Source organism: Mycolicibacterium baixiangningiae (assembly GCF_016313185.1).
Classification (GTDB): Bacteria; Actinomycetota; Actinomycetes; order Mycobacteriales; family Mycobacteriaceae; genus Mycobacterium; species Mycobacterium baixiangningiae.
On sequence record NZ_CP066218.1, the window covers coordinates 4,382,293 to 4,402,789 of the forward strand.

A 20,497-nucleotide genomic window follows, 5' to 3' on the forward strand; every position below is an offset into this window, starting at 1 on the left:
ACCGATTGGGGCTGCCGCACCAGCACAATGTAATCATGACCTCTCCCTCAGCCGCACTGCAGCGCAACGCCGGGTCCAGACTGGCCACCCGGATGGCGGCAATGCTGGCCGGCATCGGCACCCTGCACTTCATCACACCCAAGCCCTTCGACGGCATCATCCCGGCGGAATTGCCCGGCAGCCCGCGGGTTTACACCTACGCCTCGGGAGTGGTCGAGCTCGGCGTCGCCGCGGCGCTGGCGGCGCCGCGGACGCGTAAGGCGGGTGCGCTGGCCGCTATCGCGCTGTATGTGGCGGTGTTCCCCGGCAACGTCAACATGGTGCGGCTGTGGTGGGACAAGCCGTGGCCGATGCGGATCGTCGCCCTCGCCCGGTTGCCGCTGCAGATTCCGATGATCACCCAGGCACTGAAGATCTACCGCGCTTCCTGATTCCCCGGCTCACGCCCCCGCAGCAGCGCGGCGAGGTCGTCGCCATCCGGTAGATCGGCCGGGCGCACGGTCGTGCCCGCCCGGACGTAGTGGAACGCCGCCCGCACCTGCTCGACCGGGCAGCCGGTCAGCGCGGCCCACGCCAGCCGGTAGACGCCGAGCTGGATCGCGGCGTGCTGCGCGGCCTCCGGGGTGTCCGGCGGTGACCCGGTCTTCCAGTCGACGACCGTGGCGCCGCCGTCGTCGTCGGCGAATACGGCATCGATGCGGCCGCGCACCATGGTCTCGCCGATGACCATGTCGAACGGCACCTCGACTTCGATCGGCGTGCGAGCGGCCCACGGCGACACCATGAATGACGTCTGCAGGTCGGCCAGCTGTTCGGCTTCGGCGCGCCTGGTGTCGCCGTCGACCGCTCCGGGGAGATCGTCGAGGTCGAACAACCGCTCGGCACCGAAGTAGCGCTGCACCCAGTCGTGAAACGCCGTGCCGAGCGAGGCATGCGGGTCTGGGCGTGTCGGCACCCGCCGATTCAGCCGCGACAGCACCGCGTCCGCGTCGCTGCTGAGATCGACCAGCGTGCTGACGGAGACCTCACTCGGCAGCGTCAGCGGCGCCCTCTGTGCGGCACGCTCACGTTCGGCGAGCAACGCGTCCACGTCCGCCGCCCAGCCGTCCACGTCCTGAAACGCCCCGTCCTGATCTGCCACGTCCTGATGTGCCACGTCCTGATGCGCCATCGCTCGGGTGACCAGTTCGGCGCCTCGGTCGACGACCGCGCGTCGCTCACCGGCCGGGTCTGCGGGCCAGAGCACCTCTTTGGCGTTGTCGCGCAACGGGTTCTTCTCGCCGTCGGCGGGCGCCGGCGCCCACTGGACGACCTCCCCGCACGGCTGACCGTCCTGCGCAGACCGGTCGATGATGTCCTTGAGTTCCTCGAGGAACTCCGACGGGCCCCGCGGCTTGCCCTCGGTACCGCCCCAGTGGTGTCCGGACAGCAGCAGTGTGTCCTCGGCGCGCGTCAGCGCCACGTACAACAGCCGCCGCTCCTCGTCGACGCGACGCTGTTCGAGGCGGCGCTTATGGTCGTTGATCCTGTCGGACAACATCTTCCGGTCGTTGACGTCGGAGCTGTCCAACACCGGCACGCCATGGTCGGTGGTGGTCGCCCGGTCACCGCGCAGCAGCGGAGGCAGATCGGCAGGGTCGGTCAGCCACGTCCGGGTTTGCGCGGTCGACGGGAAGATCCGTCCGCTCAGATGCGGCACGGCCACCACCTGCCATTCGAGTCCCTTCGCGGCGTGCACCGTCAGGATCTGCACCCGCTCCGCGGAGACGGCCAGGTCTGCGGGGGCCAGCCCGTTCTCCACCTCCATCGCCGCGTCGAGATAGGCCAGCAGTCCGCCGATCGTGGCGCCCGGACGGTTCGCGTAGTCTGCGACGACGTCGACGAAGGCATCGAGATGCTCCGTCCCCGACCAACCGGCCGACACCGGCATCCCCGCGCGGGCCTCGGCGTCGGCACCGACCACCCGGCGCACCTCCGCGACGAGGTCCGGTAGCGCCATGTTGAGATGCCCACGCAGCGAGGTCAATTCGCGGCCCAACGCGACGATGCGGCGATACCCCTCCGGCGAATACCGTTCGGCGGGACCGGGATCACAGATCGCGTCGGCCAGGCACGCCGCGTCGGCGTCCGGTGCGGCCTGCGCGACGATCTGCGCCGCGGTCGCGTCCGGACCCGCGCTTCCGGTGTCGTCGAGTGCCACGGCCCGCTTCCACAGCGCCGTGATGTCGCGGCCGCCGAGCCGCCACCGGGGGCCGGTCACAATACGCATCGCCGCCGCACCCGCGGTGGGGTCGGCCACGAGGCGCAGCATCGCCACCACGTCGGCGACCTCGGTGACCCCGAGCAGACCGGCCAGCCCGACCACCTCGACGGGCACACCCCGGTCCGTGAGCGCCTCGGCCATCGGCGCCGCATCGGCGTTACGGCGCAGCAGCACCGCCGCGGTCGGTGGCGCCTCATCCTCGGCGCGTGCGGCGTGATAGCGACGCGCCACCTCGTCGGCCACCCAGTCTCGTTCCAGCGCAACATCGTTGAGCAGGGCCAACCGGATGGCGCCGGGTTCGGCGCCGGGCCGGGGACGCAACGACCGCACCGCCACCGAACGCCGCCGCGCCTCCGCGGACACCGCGTTGGCCAGGTGCAGCGTGCTCGGCGGATTACGCCAGCTGGTGCGCAGTTCCAGCGTGGGGGCGGGACTGCCGTCGGAGAGCGGGAAGTCGGTGGCGAAGCGGGGCAGGTTGGTCGCCGACGCGCCGCGCCACCCGTAGATCGACTGGATCGGATCGCCGACCGCGGTGAGCGCCAGCCCGTCGTCCACCCCGCCGCCGAACAACGCCGACAGCGCCACCCGCTGGGCGTGCCCGGTGTCCTGATACTCGTCGAGCAGCACCACGCGGTACCGGCCGCGCAGCTGGGCGCCGACCTGCGGGAACGCGGCGGCGAGCCGGGCGGCGGCCGCCATCTGCATGCCGAAGTCCATCACCTTCTCGTCCTGCATTCGCCGGTGCAGCGCGTCGATCAGCGGGATGAGTTCGGTGCGCTCGGTCTGGGTGGCGAGCATCCGCAGCAGCCACTGGCTGGGCCCCCGGTCGCGTTGATAGGGCCCGGCGGGCAGCGTGTGGACCAGCCGTTCGAGTTCGACGTGGGTGTCGCGCAATTCGTCGGTGTCGACCAGGTGCTCGGCGAGCTGACCCGCGAGGCGCAGCACCATCGCGGTCACCGACGCCGGGGTCTTGTCGATCTCGAGCGGGCGGGGGTGCTCACACACGACGCGGTGGGCGAGCTGCCACAACTCCGTCGCACCGATCAGGCGGGTCTCCGGCTCGATCGGGAGGAGCAGACCGTGTTCCCGCAGCAGCGTGCCGGCGAACGCGTGATAGGTGCTGACCGTCGGCGGGTCGTCCGCGGAGTCGAGGCCGGGCCCGGCGCCGGGCACCAGGCCGGCGCCGGCCAGCCGCGCCAGCCGGGTCCGCACCCGGCGCAGCAACTGACCGGCCGCCTTGCGGGTGAAGGTCAGACCGAGTACCTGGCCCGGCGTCGCATAGCCGTTGGCGACCAGCCACACCACCCGCGCGGCCATGGTCTCGGTCTTCCCCGCCCCGGCACCGGCGATCACCACCACCGGACCCGGGGGCGCGGCGATCACCGCCGCCTGCTCGTCGGTCGGCGCGAAAAGCCCCAGCGCAGAAGATAATTCGGTGGGACTGTACATCGCGGTCATGCGCGCTCCCCCGCCGACTGGGCGGGGCAGCTGCTGCGCACCGGGCAGTGCGTGCAGCTGTCGTTGACCCGCGCGACGAACGCAGGCCCCTGCGTCGCGGCGGCGGCCTCACCGACATCCCGGCGCCACGTCGTCACGGTGTCGGGGGTCATCGCGTCCTGTTCGCGTTCCGTCGGTCCCCCGGCGCCGCTCTTGCCGAGATAGACCAGTTTGCCGCCGCCGGGAACCTCACCCTCGCCGAGCAGACCCGCCGCGACGGCCAGCTGGTACATCGCCAGCTGGGCGTGCCGCTGCGCGTCGTCCTTGGTGACGGGGCTCTTGCCGGTCTTGATGTCCACGACCACCAGCCGGCCGGCGCTGTCGCGCTCCAGCCGGTCGAGGCGGCCACGCACCCGGACCGCAGGCAGGCCCTCGTCGGATTCGCAGATGACCCCGTCGACGTCGATCTCGGTGCCCACCTCGGTCAACTCGCGGCGGGTCTGGGCCCGCCACTGCTCGAACGCCGACAGCATCGCCTGGTGGCGCGTCAGCTCGTTGGCCGCGTACCACTGCGCCTCGAACGGCAGGTCGGCCCAGACCCGTGCCAGGTCGTTGAGCAACTGGCTCTCGGTCCGGCCCGATTCGGACACCAGAGCGTGCAGCAGCGACCCGACCGCCGAGCGCACATCACGGCCGTCACGGCCACCGTGGCGTTCGAGCAACCAGCGCAGCGGACAGTCGGTCAGCGTCTGCAGGGTGGACGGGGACAACGTGACGACCTCCTGCTCGTCACCCCACAGGGGCTCGTCGGTGGACAGTTCCGTCATGACATGCCACTGGCCGGGATCGGCTCCGGGCACACCCGCCGCGGCGAGGCGGGCCAGCTGGGCGGCCGCGCACGTGCGGGCCGCGTCGTCGACCGCCCCGTCCGGTGCGCACACCACCGCCCGCAGCCGGCCGACCAGCGCAGCCGGGGCAAGGACCCGAGGTGCCCGCACGGGGACCGCCGGACCGTCGCCCGGATCAGTGGCCAGCGCCGTCAGTTCCTGGCAGAACGGCGAGGGCAGCATGGCTTCGTCGCCGCAGTCGCTGTCGACGGCGGTCACGAGGACGCGGCGACGGGCGCGGCCCAACGCGGCGATCAACAGCCGGCGCTCCTCGGCGAGCAACGGCGCCCGCGTCGACACCACGTCGTCGGCCGAATCGACCACGCCGTCCAGCACGTCGACCAGACGCTGGGTGCCCAGCACGCCGCCGCGGGGAACGGTGTTGGGCCACAACCCTTCCTGCAGGCCGGCGATCACCACGACGTCCCATTCGCCGGCCAGCGCGGCATGGGCGCTGAGCACCGCGACAGCCTGCGGGGCCCGCTGCTCGCCGCGGCGGGCGGGAGGAAGACCGAGCGCGGCCACATGGTCGAGGAGACCGCGCAGTGACGCCCCCGCGGTGCGGGTGACGTACTGGTCGGCCACGTCGAACAAAGCGGTGACAGCGTCCAGGTCACGGTCGGCCTGTGCGCCCGCGGCGCCGCCGCGCTCACTGGCGGCGAGCCACCGCCGCTGCAGCCCGCTGCGATGCCACGCCTGCCACAGCGTCTGCCGCGCATCGAGGCCGTCATCGATGCTGCGGCGGACGGCTGACAGCACCGAACGCACCCGGCGCAACGGCCGCTGCAGTTCCGCCGACACCACCGGCGGCGGACCGGTGAGTGCCTCGACGAGCAGATCGGCGAACTCCCGCGGGGGTTGGCTGCCGTCCGCGCGGCGCAGCGCCCGACGAACCTGACGCATCGTGACCGGATCCACTCGACCGATCGGCCCGGCGAGCAGCGCCTCGGCCTGTGCCCCGGTGAGTCCTTCGGCGGTGGCCTCGAGCACCGTCAGCAGTGCGCGCACGGCGGGTTCGTCGACCAGGGGTGCCGCGGCGGTCAGATCGACGGGAACCCCCGCCGCGGCGAGCGCCCGTGCCAGGGGGGCGCCGGCGCGCGGCAGCGAGCGCACGATCACGGCCATCTCCGACCACGGGACCCCGTCGACGAGGTGTGCGCGGCGCAGCGCATCGGCGACCAGGGCCGATTCCGCGTGCGCCGTCGCGGCGACCCGCACCGCGACCGATCCGTCGTGTTCACCGGAGCCGACCATCTCCGCGCGCTGCCCGGGCAGGCGCCGGGCGATGCCCGTGATCGCCCGGGTCACCGCGGGCGCACAGCGGTGGGACTGCGTGAGCGCGACCGCAATCCCCTCGTCGGCGCGCAGCAGTGCCGGATCGGCACCGCGGTAGCCGAACACCGACTGGTCGGGGTCGCCGGCGAGTACGGTCAGCTCGGCGCCCGCTGCCAGCACGCGCACCAGCCGCGCGGCCTGCGGGTCGAGGTGCTGAGCGTCGTCGACCAGCAGCAGGCCGATTCGGCTGCGCTCGGCGGCGAGCAGATCTGCATCCGTCGCGAACGCCTCCAGCGCGGCGCCGACCAGTTCGGCCGCCCCGAGCGCGGGCGTCGTGGCCTGGGGTGCGGCCATCCCGACCGCCGAGCGCAACAGCATGATCTGCTCGTAGGCCTGGGCGAACCGGCCGGCGGCCGCCCACTCCGGCCGGCGGGAGAGCCGGCCGAGCCGTTGCAGCGCAACGGGATCCACACCGCGTTCGGTGCACCGGGCCATCAGATCGCGCAGTTCGGTGGCGAATCCGGCGGTGGCCAGAGCCGGGCGCAGCGCGGCGGGCCAGGCGACGGCCGACCGGTCGCCGTCCTCGAGATCACCGGCGAGCAGTTCACGGATGATGCCGTCCTGTTCGGCACTGGTGATCAGCCGAGGCGGCGGATCGCCGTTGCGCTGGGCGGCCAGCCGCAGTACCGCGAAGGCGTATGAGTGAACGGTGCGGACGAGTGGTTCACGCACCACCTGGCGGGCACCGCCCTCGAGGAGTCTGCGGGTCACCGCGGCGCGGGCCGCCGACCGCAGTGATGCCGAACCGGTCAGAAGCAGAACAGATTCCGGATCGACGCCGGCGGCGATGTGCGCGGCGGCGGTGTCGACGAGCAACGTCGACTTCCCGGTCCCCGGACCACCGAGAACCCGCACCACACCGCGCCGGCCGGGTTCGAGCAGCGTGCGCGGCTCGGTGCGCTCGGAGAGGGTCGACTCGACGTCCGGTGCGGTCATGAGGGCATCAGACCACGGGGGTACGACAAGCCACCGTCGGCGCAGGCTGGCACCATCGTCGACATGACCTTGTACGTGCACCGCTACGGTCCGCCGGCACCCGCGCAGCTGCTGGCTGTGCACGGGCTGACCGGCCACGGTCAACGCTGGCAGACGTTGGCGACCCGGTATCTGCCCGAGTTCGCCGTCGCCGCACCGGACTTGATCGGCCACGGCAGGTCGTCGTGGGCGGCGCCGTGGACGCTGGACGCCAACGTCGAGGCGCTCGCCGCGCTGGTCGACACCGACGGCGGTGGACCGGTCGTGGTGGCGGCCCACTCCTTCGGTGGCGCGGTCGCGCTGGCGTTGGCGGCGGCGCGTCCGGACCTGGTGTCGGGGCTCGTGCTGCTGGACCCTGCGGTCGGCCTCGACGGCGAGTGGATGCGGGAGATCGCCGACGACATGTTCGCCTCCCCCGACTACACCGACCGGGCCGAGGCGCGCGCCGAGAAGGTCTCGGGGTCGTGGGGTGAAGTCGATCCCGCGGAACTGGACCGCGAACTCGACGAGCACCTGATCTCGCTGCCGAACGGCCGCAGCGGATGGCGAATCAGCATCCCCGCGATGATGTCCTACTGGAGTGAGCTGGCCCGGCCGGTCACGATCCCGCGCGACGGGACACCCACCACGCTGATCCGCGCGACCCGTACCGACCCGCCCTACGTCACCGACGAGCTGACCGCCGCTCTCGATACCGCCCTCGGGTCGGATCTGACTGTGCTGCAGTGGGATTGCGATCACATGGTAGGACAGGCCAAACCGGCCGAGACCGCGGCCGTCATCCGCGAGCACCTCGAACGGCGCTGACCGTGGCGGCCATCACCGACGAGCAGGTGGAGGCCGTCCGCGCACTGGTCGCACAGATCCCGCCCGGGAGTGTGACCACCTACGGCGACCTCGCCGACGCCGCGGGGTTGTCGAGTCCGCGGATCGTCGGCTGGATCATGCGCACCGACTCGTCGGACCTGCCGTGGCATCGGGTGATCAGCGCATCGGGGCGACCCGCGCCGCATCTGGCCACCCGGCAACTCGAACTGCTGCGCGCCGAAGGGGTGCTGGCCATCGACGGCCGGGTGCGGATGGCCGAGGTGCGCCACACCTTCTGACTACAGCGCCAAGCGGACCAGTGCGGCGGTGCGGGCCAGCCCCGGGAACGCCGCAGCCGTCGACCGCGGATGCAGCGCATGCACGGCCAGGCGGAACATCAACGCGCGCAACAACATCTGCGGCCACTCCGGAAGCGATGCCCAGCGTTCGATCAGCCCGTCGTCGGCCTCACCCCACGACAGCGCGTCGACGACCACCACACCCGCCGCCCACGGCGCCGGCCGCCAGTACGGCGTGATGTCGGTGATCCCGGGAGCGGCGGCCCCCGCGAACAGCACGGTGCCGTAGAGGTCGCCGTGCACCAGTTGGCTGGGGCTCTTGGTGAGCCGGCGCAGGGTGGCCAGCTGGTTGATCAGTTCGATGGAGCGTTGTCCGTCGGCCGATCCGGGCGCCACGCGTGCGCCCGGCGGCAGCGAATGCAGCGGACGCTCCTCCCAGGCGGCGCGGTCGGCGGCGATGAACACGTCGACATCGGCCCACGGGGCAACAGGCGGCTGAGTCAGGAAACGCGGCCGCTCGAGCTTCGCCGTGGCCTCGTGCAACCGGACCGCCGCGGACACCACCTCGTCGTGCCGCGGCTCCGGCGTGCCCGCGACGAACGTGTCGGCCCGCCAACCGGCGACCACGTAGCGGCCGTCGGTGGATCGCACGGGACGGGCCAACCGGACCCCGTCGACGAACAACGTCTCCCGGACCTTCGCCGACCAGGCCGCCCGGGCGTGGTCGGCAATCATCGACAGCACGACCTCGCCGCAGCGCCAGCCGCCCTCCCAGCTCGACCCGAGCGGTACCGGACGTACTCCCACCACCCCGAACGCCGCCAGGACATGATCGGGCGGGCGCTCACTACTCACAGGGTCAGGCTACCGGTGACAGTGCCGACAATTGACGCGCTGACCTGCTGTGTCGCCGAGCCGTTGCAGGTCTGAGATCAAACGCCGGTCAGTACATCACCATGTCGGGCTCGAGCTGCCTGGCCCATGCCACGATGCCGCCCTGCAGGTGCAGCGCTTCGGAGAACCCGGCCCGCTTCACCGCCGCGAGCGCCTCCGCCGAGCGAACACCGGTCTTGCAGTACAGCACGGGAATCCGATCGTGCGGCAGCTTCGCCAACCCGTCACCCGCCTCGATGGCAGACTTCGGGATCAGCTTCGCGCCCTCGATGTGGTTGATGTCCCACTCGACCGGCTCACGCACGTCGATCAACGCCACCGGCTTACCGGCGTCGATGAGTTCGCGCAGCTCGCGCGGTGTGACGGTGGAATCGACGGCCGCCTCGGCGGCCGCGTCGGAGACCACCCCGCAGAACGCCTCGTAGTCGATCAGCTCGGTGATCTTCGGCGTCGCCGGATCCTTGCGGATCTTGATCGTGCGGTAGGTCATGTCGAGGGCGTCGTAGACCATCAGCCTGCCCAGCAGCGGTTCGCCGATACCGGTGATCAGCTTGATCGCCTCGGTGCCCATCACCGATGCGATGGACGCGCACAGGATTCCCAGCACTCCGCCCTCGGCGCAGGACGGAACCATGCCCGGGGGCGGGGGCTCGGGGTACAGGTCGCGGTAGTTGAGGCCCAGACCGTCGGGGGCGTCCTCCCAGAACACCGAGACCTGACCTTCGAACCGGTAGATCGAACCCCACACGTAGGGCTTGTGGGCCAGCACCGCGGCGTCGTTGACCAGGTAGCGGGTGGCGAAGTTGTCGGTGCCGTCGAGGATCAGGTCGTACTGTTCGAACAATTCCACCGCGTTGTCGGGCTCCAGGCGGAATTCGTGCAGCCGCACCTCGACCAGCGGGTTGATCTCCAGAACCGAGTCCCTGGCGCTCTCGGCCTTGGGCCGGCCGATGTCGGACTGCCCGTGGATGATCTGGCGCTGCAGATTCGATTCGTCGACGACGTCGAACTCGACGATGCCGATGGTGCCCACCCCGGCCGCGGCCAGGTAGAGCAGGGTCGGCGAGCCGAGACCGCCCGCGCCGATGACGAGCACCCTGGCGTTCTTGAGCCGCTTCTGCCCGTCGACGCCGAGGTCGGGGATGATCAGGTGACGGCTGTAGCGCGCCACCTCTTCACGCGTCAGTTCGCCCGCAGGCTCCACCAGGGGAGGCAATCCCACATTCCCGGACACCGGTATCTCCTCAAGTCTGCGGTGCGTCGACCACGGTCCGCGGTCGAGTCACCTTCACAATAGGCATCCTTACAACGCCGGGAACGCCCGCAGGCTTCCCGTCAGGCGATCGGATACGGCCAGGGGTTGAAGCGGCACGTCAAACCGTCGGCCCGCACCGTCTCCGGGTCGAACCGCGCGGCGTCGTCGTTGGACGTGGAGAACGTCTGCTGCATCATGATCGGCGCGAGTGCCCCGTTCTCGATACAGGATTCGTGGCGCTGGTAACCGATCGCGTGGCCGACCTCGTGGTTGATCACGTACTGCCGGTAGGACCCGATGTCACCCTGGAACGGCACCGCCCCGCGCACCCAGCGCGCCTCGTTGATGAACACCCTCGGCTGGTCCCCGAGGTAGGCCGGGTTGTAGCAGGACGCCTCGAGCGGGATGTCGTATCCGCAGCCCTCACGGATGGTCAGCGGTGAGGTCAGCGACACCCGGAAGTCGGGCACACCGGCGTCGATGCGGGTGAACGCGAATTGCGGGTTGTGCACCCAGCTCTTGGGGTTGGCCAGGGTCTGGTCCACCATGCGGGCGAAACCCTCGTCGCCGCCGAAACCGGTGGTGTCGAGCCCGTCCTCGACCTCGACGGTGTAGGTGAAGTTCTTGGTGGTTCCCTGGCCGACCTGCGGCAGAGCGCCGGGAACGACGTGCCAGGTCGTGGCGCCGGCCTCGGTGAAGGCGCCGCCCGCGGGCAGGATTCCGGTCGGCAGGTTGGCGTCGAACTGGGTGAGGCCCTTGGGCGGCGCACCGATGATCGCGGTGCTGGCCACGCCGATCGTCGGCGGGCCCTGCACCGGGCCCTCCTCGTCGGCGACCTGTTCGGGGACGCTCGTTCCGGTGATGGTCTGGTAGATGACGACGACGGTGAGCACGGCCAGCACCGGCAGGGCGTACGCCCGCCACCCGTACGTCGACACGAATCGGCCGAGCCAGGTCTGTTTACGCCAGCGCCGACGGTCGTCGCGGTTGGACCGGGCCCGTCCACTGTCGACCGCCAACGGGTCTCGCTGCGCACGCAGCGGATCCCGCTGGGCGCGCAGCGGCTCTTGCCACTCGGTGCGCAGGGCCGGGACCCGACCGTCCCCACGACGCTCCGGACCCATTGGTCCTCCACGCCCCCGGGAGTCGTAGGTCACGAAAACAGGATGGCACAGACCGGTGGACTTGAGTTTCCGGCGCGCCACCGCCTTGGCGGCAGGTGTCGCGACGCGCAGCACACATCATCGGTAGTAATGTCGGAACGATGGGCGCCTTGGCCGAGCACCGCCACGCGCGCCAGCCGAATCCAGATTGAGGACTTGATGAGCGATCTCGCCAACGCCGCTGAGAGGAGAGGCGACAAGCCGGCCAGTGGCAGCGGCTCGCCCAAGGGTTCCGGCGGTAACAATCGGCGTGGCAATCGTCTTCCTCGTGATGAGCGTCGCGGGCAGTTACTGATCGCCGCCAGCGAGGTTTTCGTCGACCGCGGCTACCACGCCGCCGGGATGGACGAGATCGCCGATCGCGCCGGGGTGAGCAAACCGGTTCTCTACCAACACTTCTCGTCGAAGCTCGAGCTGTATCTCGCCGTGCTGCAGCGCCATGTCGACAACATGGTCTCCGGCGTGCGCCAGGCGTTGCGCACCACCACCGACAACAGGCAGCGGCTGCGCGCGGCCGTGCAGGCGTTCTTCGATTTCATCGAGCACGACGGCCAGGGCTACCGGCTGATCTTCGAGAACGACTACACGAGCGAGCCCCAGGTCTCCGCGCAGGTCAAGGTGGCCACCGAAGCGTGTACCGATGCGGTGTTCGACCTGATCAGCCGGGACTCCGGGCTGGAGGCCCACCGCGCCAGGATGATCGCGGTCGGCCTGGTGGCCATCAGCGTGGACTGTGCCCGCTACTGGCTCGATGCCGAACGGCCGATCTCGAAAGACGATGCGGTCGACGGCACGGTGCTTTTCGCCTGGGGCGGGCTGTCCCACGTGCCGCTCACCCGTTCTTGATGACCTCCGCGCCGACCACGCCGAACCCCACTCGCCGGACATCGGCCGCGCCGATCTCCACGTAGGCGATCCGCGACGACTGCACGAGGTAACGCCGGCCCTTCTCGTCCGAGAGTGCCAGCACGCTGCCCGCACCCTCGGTGAGCGCGTCGGTCACCACCTTCTCGACCTCACTCGGCGTCTGTGCGCTGTTGAGGACGAGCTCGCGTGGGCTGTCCGAGACACCGATCTTGACCTCCACGCTTGAACCCTTTCGTCGTACCGTCGCTGACTGCTGTCGCTCTCGCAGAAAGGCTAGTGGACGCCACCGCACCCGCGCCGCCCTGGTGATTACGCGCTGCGCGAAGCGGCCGGCTCCGCGTTGTTCCGGGAATGGTGTTCGCCCGGTATCGGGCCGGCGATCGAACCGAGGCCGGACCGTGACCGAATCGGGTGCTTGGAGACCTCATCTGTCACTCCAGTCCCGCTAGCATCGGGTGCAGAGTCGTTGACAGCTACCAGAAAGCCATCATGACCAGGCACTATTCGCCGTATTCGCGGACCCGGACCGAACGTGTGGACCGTCCGCGTGCCGACTACCCGGGCTACGGCGAACAGCCGAGCCACGAGCCGTACTCCGCCGCCGACCACCCGGGGTATCGGCATTACGCGGATGCCACAGTCGGTCAGGACACCTACCGCGGCCGCCAGGACCATCTCGGCTACGGCGAACAGCGCTACTCCGGCTACGGGCACCGGGATTCCGGAGCGACGACGGCCTACGAGCCCCATGAATCCGACGCGGACGACGAGGATTACGAAGACTACGAGGCATACGTCACGACCATCGACAGCCGGTGGAAGTGGATCGCCGGCGTCGCCGCGGGAATCCTGCTCGTGGCGGTGATCTGCACGGTGGTGATCCTCGGCGGCGGAGACAGCGGTTCGGTGTCGGCGACCGTCGCCGCCCCGACGCAGAGCCGGCCACCGGCCACCGCGGCCCCCCAGGACACGGCGGCCCCCGCGCCACCGCCTGTCGCATCGCTGGCACCCGAAACGGTCACAACCGTGACCCCGACCCCGCCACCGGCGCCCACGGCGAGTGCCGCGCCGGCGCCGGCCCCCGGTGCGGTCGCTCCCCCGCCGCCCGCGGCGGCCAACCCCCGCACGATCACCTACACCGTCACCGGCAACCGTCAGCTCATCGACCTGGTGACCGTGATCTACACCGACCAGCAGGGCGCCCTGCAGACCGAGGTCAACGTCGCGCTGCCGTGGTCCAAAACCGTGGTGCTCGATCCCGGCGTGGAACTGAAGTCGGTCACCGCGACCAGCGTCGGCGGGCAACTGAACTGCGCGATCACCGACGCCGCCGGCACGGCGCTGGTGGCGCAGAACGACAACTCGATGCTCGCCACCTGCACTCAGTAGCCCTCAGGCCAGCCCGAGCTCCTGCATCCGGGAGTGGTGGGTCCGCTGCAACCCGTCGAAGAACTCAGCCATCTGCGGCAGCCCCTCCCCCCCGGACATCACGAGGTCGACGAGTTCGTCGTGATCGGCGAGCACGTACTGCGCCTGCGTGATGGCCTCACCGAGTAGCCGCCGCGACCACAACGCCAGCCGGTGCCGTTGCCGGTCGCTGGCGGTGACGGCGGCGCGCACCTCGGCGACCACGAACTGCGAATGCCCGGTTTCGGCCAGCACGCCGCGCACCACCGCAGCCACCTCCTCGGGCAGGGCGTCGGCGATCTCGGAGTAGAAATCGGCCGCCAGAGCGTCGCCGACATATGTCTTCACCAGCGCTTCGAGCCACGTGCTCGGCGTCGTGAGCCGGTGGTAGTTCTCCAGTGCGGAGGCGTATTTCGTCATCGCGGGCACGATGTCGACTCCGCGGCGCTCCATGGCGTCCCGCAGCAACTCGTAGTGGTTCATCTCGGCGGCCGCCATGCTGGCCATGTTGATCCGGCCCCGCAGGTTGGGCGCCATGCGCGCTTCCTCGGTCAGCCGGTAGAACGCCGCCACCTCGCCGTAGGCGAGCAGTGCGAACAGCTCGTCGACGCCGGGATGGTGGGCCTGGACCCCCGCCCCGGCCCGGCCCGCAATCTGCTCGTCGGAGGCCGTGGGCTGGGTCGAATTCATGGCCCAACTGTAGACGCCGGGCGTCGTCCAGACGCGCCGGCAAAGTCGGCCGGGGTAGTATGGGAGTCGGCGGTGGCTCATTCACGACCCGGGCCGCCTCCCAGGAAATGTGCGTGCACGCAGTCGGCCTGCCTTACCTATGAGGACCGGGCCCCGGTGCTACTTCGTCGAAACTCGTGCGCGCGTGAACAATCCGCGCTCCGAGGATCGACCCGAAAGGCACTGTCAAGACGCATGACCGAATCCACCGAAACTACTGAATCCACCGAAACTACTGAAATCACTGAGATCACCGAGATCGTCGAGGCCGAACCCGCCAAGATCTCCTTCGCCGACCTCGGCGTCCGCGAAGAGATCGTCCGGGCACTCGCCGAAGACGGCAAGGAACACCCCTTCGCCATCCAGGAACTGACCATGCCGATGGCGCTGGCGGGCGACGACCTCATCGGCCAGGCCCGGACCGGTATGGGCAAGACGCTGGCATTTGGTGTGCCGATGCTCCAGCGCATCACGACCGACCCCGACCGCGAACTGAGCGGCATCCCGCGCGCGCTCGTCGTCGTTCCCACCCGTGAGCTGTGTCTGCAGGTCTACGAGGACATCGCCGGCGCCGCCAAATACCTGCGAGCCGGTGACCGCAAGCTGTCCGTCACCTCCATTTACGGCGGGCGACCCTACGAGGCACAGATCGCAGCCCTGCAGAAGGGCGTCGACGTCGTGATCGGCACCCCCGGCCGACTGCTCGATCTCGCCCAGCAGGGCCACCTGAAGCTCGGCGGGCTGAGCATGCTGGTCCTCGACGAGGCCGACGAGATGCTCGACCTGGGCTTCCTGCCCGACATCGAGCGCATCTTGCGCCAGATCCCCGACGTTCGTCAGGCGATGCTGTTCTCGGCGACCATGCCGGACCCGATCATCACCCTTGCCCGAACGTTCATGACGCAGCCGACGCATATCCGTGCCGAGGCCCCGCAGTCGTCGCAGACCCATGACACCACCGAACAGTTCGCCTACCGCGCCCACGCGCTCGACAAGGTCGAGATGGTCAGCCGCATCCTGCAGGCCGACGGCCGCGGCGCGACGATGATCTTCACCCGCACCAAGCGCACCGCGCAGAAGGTGGCCGACGAGCTGGCCGAGCGCGGCTTCAAGGTCGGCGCTGTGCACGGTGACCTCGGTCAGATCGCCCGCGAGAAGGCCCTCAAATCCTTCCGCGCCGGCGAGGTCGACGTGCTGGTCGCCACCGACGTCGCCGCCCGGGGTATCGACATCGACGACATCACCCACGTCATCAACTTCCAGATCCCCGAAGACGAGCAGGCCTACGTCCACCGCATCGGCCGCACCGGCCGCGCCGGCAAGACCGGCATCGCGGTCACGCTCGTCGACTGGGACGAGCTGCCCCGCTGGTCGATGATCGACAAGGCACTCGGCCTGGACACGCCCGATCCCGCCGAGACCTACTCGAACTCCCCGCACCTCTACGAAGAGCTGAACATCCCCACCGACGCGGGCAGCTCCGTGGGCGAAGCGCGCACGAAGGCACCCGCCAAGCGTGCCGGCCGCACCGACCGCACTGAGCGCAGCGACCGCACCGACCGCTCTGAGCGCAGCGAGCGCGACGGTGACGACAAGCCGGCGCGCTCACGCTCCCGCAGCCGTCGCCGTACCCGCGCCGGCGAACCCGTCAGCGGACACGTCGAGGCATCGTCCGAGGCGTCTTCCGAGGAGCCGGCCGCCGAGGGTGCGGAGACCGACGCCGGCGATGAGGCCACCCAGGCCGCGCGTCGGCGCCGCCGTCGGCGTCCGCGCAAGGCCGCGTCCACGACCAACTGACCCGACGGTCACCATCGTCCGTGGTCAAACCGGAGCGCCGCACCCGCGGTGATGTGATGGCCGCCGTGGCGATCGCCGCAGTCATCGCGGTGGTCGCGGGGCTGGTCTGGTGGACCAGCGACGCCCGGGCCACCATCAGTCAGCCCGCCGCGTCGGCAATACCCGACCTCGAGCCCGCCACCGCGGTTCCTGCCGCCCTGCGGGAGCTGTGGAGCGCGGCGAGCCCGAAGACGCGCCTGCCGGTCGTCGTCGGCGGCAGCGTCGTGACCGGGGATGGTGGGACGGTCCAGGGCCACGACCCGGCCACCGGCAAAACGCTGTGGAGCTACGCGCGCGACGTCGACCTGTGCGGCGTCACGTCGGTGTACCACTATGCGGTGGCCGTGTACCCGGACTCGCGGGGGTGCGGCCAGGTCAGCACCATCAACGGCAGGACAGGCAAGCGCGGGAACGCGCGCACGGGCTACGCCGACCGCGAGGTGAGGCTGAGCTCCGACGGCACCACGGTGCTCTCGGTCGGCGCCACCCGACTCGAGGTCTGGCGCTCGGACATGGTCCGCATGCTCAGTTACGGCGCACTGGATGCGCGGGTCAAACCCGATGTGCCCGCGGCGCCACTGTGCCGGCTCACCTCGGCGGCCGCCAGCTCGTCGGCGGTCTCGGTGCTCGAAGCCTGCCCGAACGAGCCCGACCTCCGGTTGACGCTGTTGCGTCCCTCCGACGAGGAGGACATGCCGGATATCAAGATCGTCGAACTGCCCGACGTGCCCGCCGACTCCGATGCCCGTGTCATCGCGGTCTCGGACACCACGACGGCCGTCTATCTGCCGACGCCCACACCGACCGTCAACGTCATCGACGACACCGGAACGACGGTCGCCAGCACCCTGATGCCGGCGCCGGCAGCCGCGGACGCGGTCGCGTCGCGGGCGGGCGACCTGGTCACGTGGTGGACCGGTGATTCGGTGATGGTGTTCGACGCCTCCGGCCTGCGCTACAGGTACACGGTCACCCCGTCGGGAGGGAACGTGCCACTGGGGCCGGCGACCGAGATGGCCGATCGCCTGCTGGTACCGGTCACCGACGGCTACGACGTCTTCGAAGCAGGCACCGGCAGGGGTGAACGCCACATCGCCCTGACCCGTCCACCGGTCGACGGAGCAGTCGTGCCCGCGGCGGCCGGCGACCACGTCGTCGAATTGCGCGGCGGCGAACTGGTGGTGCTGGGCTGACGCGTCCCGCGAACCGCCCCACCCCGACTGATCACGCGATCTAGACTTCTCGCGGACATTCGGGAGGTGCGCATGGACGGCATCGCCGATATGGGCGGCACCGAGGGATGGGGCCGCGCCCAGCGACCGCGGCCCGACGAGCCGGTGTTCGCCGAGCCGTGGCAGGGCCGGGCGTTCGCCCTGACCCTGCTCGCGAACCGGCTGGCCGGGGGCAACCTGGACTCGTTCCGGCACGCCATGGAGCGGCTGGACCGCCATGCGTACCTGGACGACGGCTACTTCGGTCGCTGGCTCAACGGAGCCGAGTCGATCCTCACCGACAGCGCCCTGCTGGCGCCGTCCGCCGTCGACGCCCGTGCCCGCAACCTGCGCGGTGAGGGGATCGAGGAGCCGCCGACCCCGGAGCCGGCCGCCGGTGAGGTCCGCCCGGGCTCCTGGAGTTCGGTCCGCGACGTGGCAGCGGCGCCGGCCTTCGCCATCGGTGCGCGGGTACGGGCGAAGAACCTCTCACCGGCCGGGCACACCAGGCTGCCGCGCTACGTGCGCGGGCACACCGGCGCCGTCACCCTGATCGAACCCGCCTTCGTGTTCCCCGACACCAACGCTCACTTTCGGGGCGAGGACCCGCAGTACGTGTACACCGTCGCCTTCGATTCACATGACCTGTGGGGCGCCGGCGCCGAACCGTTCACCCTCACCATCGAGCTGTTCGAGAGCTACCTGGAGGAGGCCACATGACTGCGACGCAGCCGGGCCGCGGCATTCCCCCGGCCCTGCGCACCGAGGCACTCGAACAGTTGCTCACCGAACGCGGCCTGGTCGACCCCGGCGCGCTCGAGGCGATCATCACCACCTACCAGACACACGTGGGGCCGCTCAACGGAGCGAAGGTCGTCGCGAGGGCATGGACCGATCCGGGGTACCTGCGCCGGTTGCTCGACGACGGCACCGCCGCGATCGACGACATGGGTTTCCTCGGACGGCAGACCGAACACGTCATCGTCGTGGAGAACACCCCGACCAGCCATCACGTCGTGGTGTGCACCATGTGCTCGTGCTACCCCTGGCAGCTCCTGGGCCTGCCGCCCAGCTGGTACAAGGATCCGGCCTACCGTTCACGGGTGGTCAGGGAGCCGCGGCAGGTGCTGGCCGAGATGGGTCTCGAACTGGCGCCGGAGGTCCAGATCACCGTGCACGACTCGAGCAGCGAGGTGCGTTGGCTGGTGCTGCCGGAACGCCCGGCGGGCACCGAGCACCTGACCGAACAACAACTCGTCCCCCTGATCACCCGCGAAGCCATGGTGGGCGTCGCCAAGGTCGGAGCACCGTGAGCCGGTATGACCGCTGACCTCGACACCGAAGGGGCCGCGGCGCCACCGCGGGCGAACGGCGAGCTGGTATTCGACGAGCCTTGGGAGAGCCGCGCTTTCGGTATGGCGGTCCTGCTGGTCGAGGCCGGGGTCTTCACCTGGCCGCAGTTCCGAACCGCCCTGGTCGCACGCATCGCACACTGGCAGTCCCGCGACGACGGTCAAGGCTGGCACTACTACCAGCACTGGCTGGGCGCACTGGAGGACGTGCTGACCGCGGGCGGCACCGTGTCCACCGACCACGTCGCCTCCCGCGCCAGCGCGTTGGCACTGCGCCCCGATGGCCACGATCACCGGCACTGACCACGCTCCACCGACCGGCCCCCAGGGCGCGGCGGCCGGGTTGGACCTGCATCTGGTGCGGCCTCACGGCCGAGTGCGCGACAGCCTGATGGAAGCCCTGCGGGACGCCATTCGATCCGGGCGGCTGGCGCCGGGGGCCCGGCTCCCGTCGAGCCGCACACTGGCCGCCGACCTGGGTGTCGCGCGCAACACGGTGGCGCGCGCGTACTCCGAACTCGTCGCCGAAGGCTGGCTGGCATCGCAGCACGGTTCCGGCACGACGGTGTCCCCGCGGGCGGCCGATGTGCTCCGCTCCCTGACCTCGCGACGCACCAGACCGCCACCGCGCCCTCCGGACCACGATCTACGGCCCGGACACCCTGACCTGTCGTCGTTTCCCCGCGAGGAGTGGAGCCGTGCCGTGAAGCGGGCGCTGCACGACGCACCCACCGAGGCGTTCGGTTACGCCGACCCCCACGGCAGACCCGAACTGCGCGAGGCGCTCGCCGAATACCTGGCGCGGGCGCGCGGCGTCCGCTCGGACCCGGACGACATCGTCATCTGCAGCGGTGCCGCCGAAGGCCTGGATCTGGTGGCCGCCGCGTTGGCCGATGACGGGGTGGGGGCGGTGGCGGTCGAGGAGTTCGCCCTGCCCACACAACGACTTTCGCTCACCGCGGCGGGCCTGCGGTGCCCGCCGTTGACGGTGGACCCCGAGGGCGCCGACGTGCGTGCGCTCGACACCATGCCGGACGTGGGGGCCGTCGTCCTCACCCCGTCACATCAGTTTCCGCTCGGCGCTCCCCTGCATTCGGACCGGCGGGCCGCGGTCATCGACTGGGCCCGCCGAAAGGGCGGCGTGGTCATCGAAGACGACTACGACGGTGAATTCCGCTACGACCGCAGTCCCGTCGGCGCATTACACGGCGTCGACCCCGAGTGTGTCGTCTACCTGGGCACGGTCAGCAAGTCCCTGGCCCCCGGGCTCCGGCTCGGCTGGTTCGTCCTCCCCCACCGGCTCGTCGAGGCGGTCATCCGCCAGAAGGGTGAGACCGAATCGACCTGCGGGTTCGTCGAGCAACTGGCGATGGCCGACTTCATCCGGTCGGGGGCCTACGACCGCCATATCCGCACGATGCGGGCGCAGTACCGGCGCCGGCGCGAGCAGCTGGTGGCGGCAGTCAGCCGGGCCTCGCCGGACACCGTCGTCGCCGGCCTGCCCGCCGGACTGCACGTGGTGTTGCAGCTGTCCGGTGGCGGGGAGAGCAGGCTGGCCGGCCGGCCGCCGTGGCGACGGCTGGCGGTCGAGGGACTGGACCTGTACCGCCATCCCGACGCCGAGTCCGACCGCGACGGCGTGGTCGTGGGGTTCGCCGCACCGGCACCGAGCGCGTGGTCGGCGGCACTGGCGGCGCTGGTCCATCTGCTGCCCTGATCAGCGCCCCACTGGCCCCCGTTCGCCGGACCGAAGTGGCCCACGAATCGGCGGGCGACGGCA

The 20,497-nt window shown here is 70.5% G+C and carries 18 protein-coding genes; 11 read left to right on the plus strand and 7 right to left on the minus strand.

Going from position 1 to position 20,497, the window contains the following annotated elements:
- Positions 1-35 precede the first annotated feature (35 nt).
- Entirely contained in the window at positions 36-431 is a 396-nt protein-coding gene (locus I7X18_RS20700; protein ID WP_193043872.1) for a DoxX family protein, read from the plus strand.
- On the opposite strand, the gene I7X18_RS20705 is transcribed toward I7X18_RS20700, so the two are convergent.
- Positions 416-3,721, minus strand: coding sequence for an ATP-dependent helicase (locus tag I7X18_RS20705; RefSeq protein ID WP_193043873.1), 3,306 nt, complete (start codon positions 3,719-3,721; stop codon positions 416-418). The genes I7X18_RS20700 and I7X18_RS20705 overlap by 16 nt on opposite strands.
- Positions 3,718-6,858, minus strand: a complete 3,141-nt coding sequence (locus I7X18_RS20710) for an ATP-dependent helicase (protein ID WP_193043874.1) — start codon at positions 6,856-6,858, stop codon at positions 3,718-3,720. Before I7X18_RS20710 ends, I7X18_RS20705 begins: the two co-directional genes overlap by 4 nt.
- Positions 6,859-6,921: 63 nt before the next feature.
- On the opposite strand from I7X18_RS20710, the gene I7X18_RS20715 reads away from it, so the two are divergent.
- Positions 6,922-7,704, plus strand: a complete 783-nt coding sequence (locus I7X18_RS20715; RefSeq protein WP_193043875.1) for an alpha/beta fold hydrolase — start codon at positions 6,922-6,924, stop codon at positions 7,702-7,704.
- Between the two features lie 2 nt (positions 7,705-7,706).
- Positions 7,707-8,003 (plus strand): MGMT family protein, encoded by a 297-nt coding sequence (locus I7X18_RS20720; protein WP_193043876.1) that lies wholly within the window; start codon positions 7,707-7,709, stop codon positions 8,001-8,003.
- Here the strand turns inward: I7X18_RS20720 and I7X18_RS20725 are convergent, their stop codons facing one another.
- From I7X18_RS20725 to I7X18_RS20735, 3 genes are all read right to left on the minus strand, one after another.
- Positions 8,004-8,858 carry a TIGR02569 family protein gene (locus I7X18_RS20725; RefSeq protein ID WP_193043877.1) on the minus strand — a complete coding sequence of 285 codons (855 nt, stop codon included), beginning with the start codon at positions 8,856-8,858 and terminating at the stop codon, positions 8,004-8,006.
- Between the two features lie 88 nt (positions 8,859-8,946).
- Positions 8,947-10,113 (minus strand): adenylyltransferase/sulfurtransferase MoeZ, encoded by a 1,167-nt coding sequence (moeZ, locus tag I7X18_RS20730; protein WP_193044033.1) that lies wholly within the window; start codon positions 10,111-10,113, stop codon positions 8,947-8,949.
- Between the two features lie 119 nt (positions 10,114-10,232).
- A complete protein-coding gene (locus I7X18_RS20735) occupies positions 10,233-11,276 on the minus strand; it encodes a DUF3152 domain-containing protein (protein WP_193043878.1) in 1,044 nt (347 codons plus the stop codon).
- A 198-nt stretch (positions 11,277-11,474) separates the two neighbouring features.
- Between I7X18_RS20735 and I7X18_RS20740 the strand changes: the two genes are divergently transcribed.
- Positions 11,475-12,161 carry an HTH-type transcriptional activator FasR gene (locus I7X18_RS20740; RefSeq protein ID WP_193044034.1) on the plus strand — a complete coding sequence of 229 codons (687 nt, stop codon included), beginning with the start codon at positions 11,475-11,477 and terminating at the stop codon, positions 12,159-12,161.
- On the opposite strand, the gene I7X18_RS20745 is transcribed toward I7X18_RS20740, so the two are convergent.
- A complete protein-coding gene (locus I7X18_RS20745; protein WP_193043879.1) occupies positions 12,148-12,402 on the minus strand; it encodes a DUF3107 domain-containing protein in 255 nt (84 codons plus the stop codon). The two genes, I7X18_RS20740 and I7X18_RS20745, sit on opposite strands and share 14 nt — an antisense overlap.
- Before the next feature lie 269 nt (positions 12,403-12,671).
- Between I7X18_RS20745 and I7X18_RS20750 the strand changes: the two genes are divergently transcribed.
- Complete coding sequence (locus tag I7X18_RS20750; protein WP_193043880.1) at positions 12,672-13,571, plus strand: MmpS family transport accessory protein; 900 nt, start codon at positions 12,672-12,674, stop codon at positions 13,569-13,571.
- 3 nt (positions 13,572-13,574) lie between these two features.
- Here I7X18_RS20750 and I7X18_RS20755 read toward each other — a convergent pair whose 3' ends face one another.
- Positions 13,575-14,279 (minus strand): ferritin-like fold-containing protein, encoded by a 705-nt coding sequence (locus tag I7X18_RS20755; protein ID WP_193043881.1) that lies wholly within the window; start codon positions 14,277-14,279, stop codon positions 13,575-13,577.
- Positions 14,280-14,513: 234 nt separating this feature from the next.
- On the opposite strand from I7X18_RS20755, the gene I7X18_RS20760 reads away from it, so the two are divergent.
- From I7X18_RS20760 to pdxR, 6 genes are all read left to right on the plus strand, one after another.
- On the plus strand, positions 14,514-16,115 hold the full coding sequence (locus I7X18_RS20760; protein WP_193043882.1) for a DEAD/DEAH box helicase: 1,602 nt from the start codon (positions 14,514-14,516) through the stop codon (positions 16,113-16,115).
- A gap of 20 nt (positions 16,116-16,135) precedes the next feature.
- On the plus strand, positions 16,136-17,347 hold the full coding sequence (locus tag I7X18_RS20765) for an Rv3212 family protein (RefSeq protein ID WP_193043883.1): 1,212 nt from the start codon (positions 16,136-16,138) through the stop codon (positions 17,345-17,347).
- 72 nt (positions 17,348-17,419) lie between these two features.
- Complete coding sequence (nthB, locus tag I7X18_RS20770) at positions 17,420-18,085, plus strand: nitrile hydratase subunit beta (protein ID WP_193043884.1); 666 nt, start codon at positions 17,420-17,422, stop codon at positions 18,083-18,085.
- Positions 18,082-18,678, plus strand: coding sequence for a nitrile hydratase subunit alpha (gene nthA / locus I7X18_RS20775; RefSeq protein WP_193043885.1), 597 nt, complete (start codon positions 18,082-18,084; stop codon positions 18,676-18,678). The genes nthB and nthA overlap by 4 nt, the downstream gene beginning before the upstream one ends.
- Positions 18,679-18,684: 6 nt before the next feature.
- On the plus strand, positions 18,685-19,020 hold the full coding sequence (locus I7X18_RS20780) for a nitrile hydratase accessory protein (protein ID WP_193043886.1): 336 nt from the start codon (positions 18,685-18,687) through the stop codon (positions 19,018-19,020).
- Positions 18,998-20,434: a MocR-like pyridoxine biosynthesis transcription factor PdxR gene (gene pdxR / locus I7X18_RS20785; protein WP_193043887.1), complete on the plus strand. Its 1,437-nt coding sequence runs from the start codon at positions 18,998-19,000 to the stop codon at positions 20,432-20,434. The genes I7X18_RS20780 and pdxR overlap by 23 nt, the downstream gene beginning before the upstream one ends.
- The last annotated feature ends 63 nt before the right edge of the window (positions 20,435-20,497 follow it).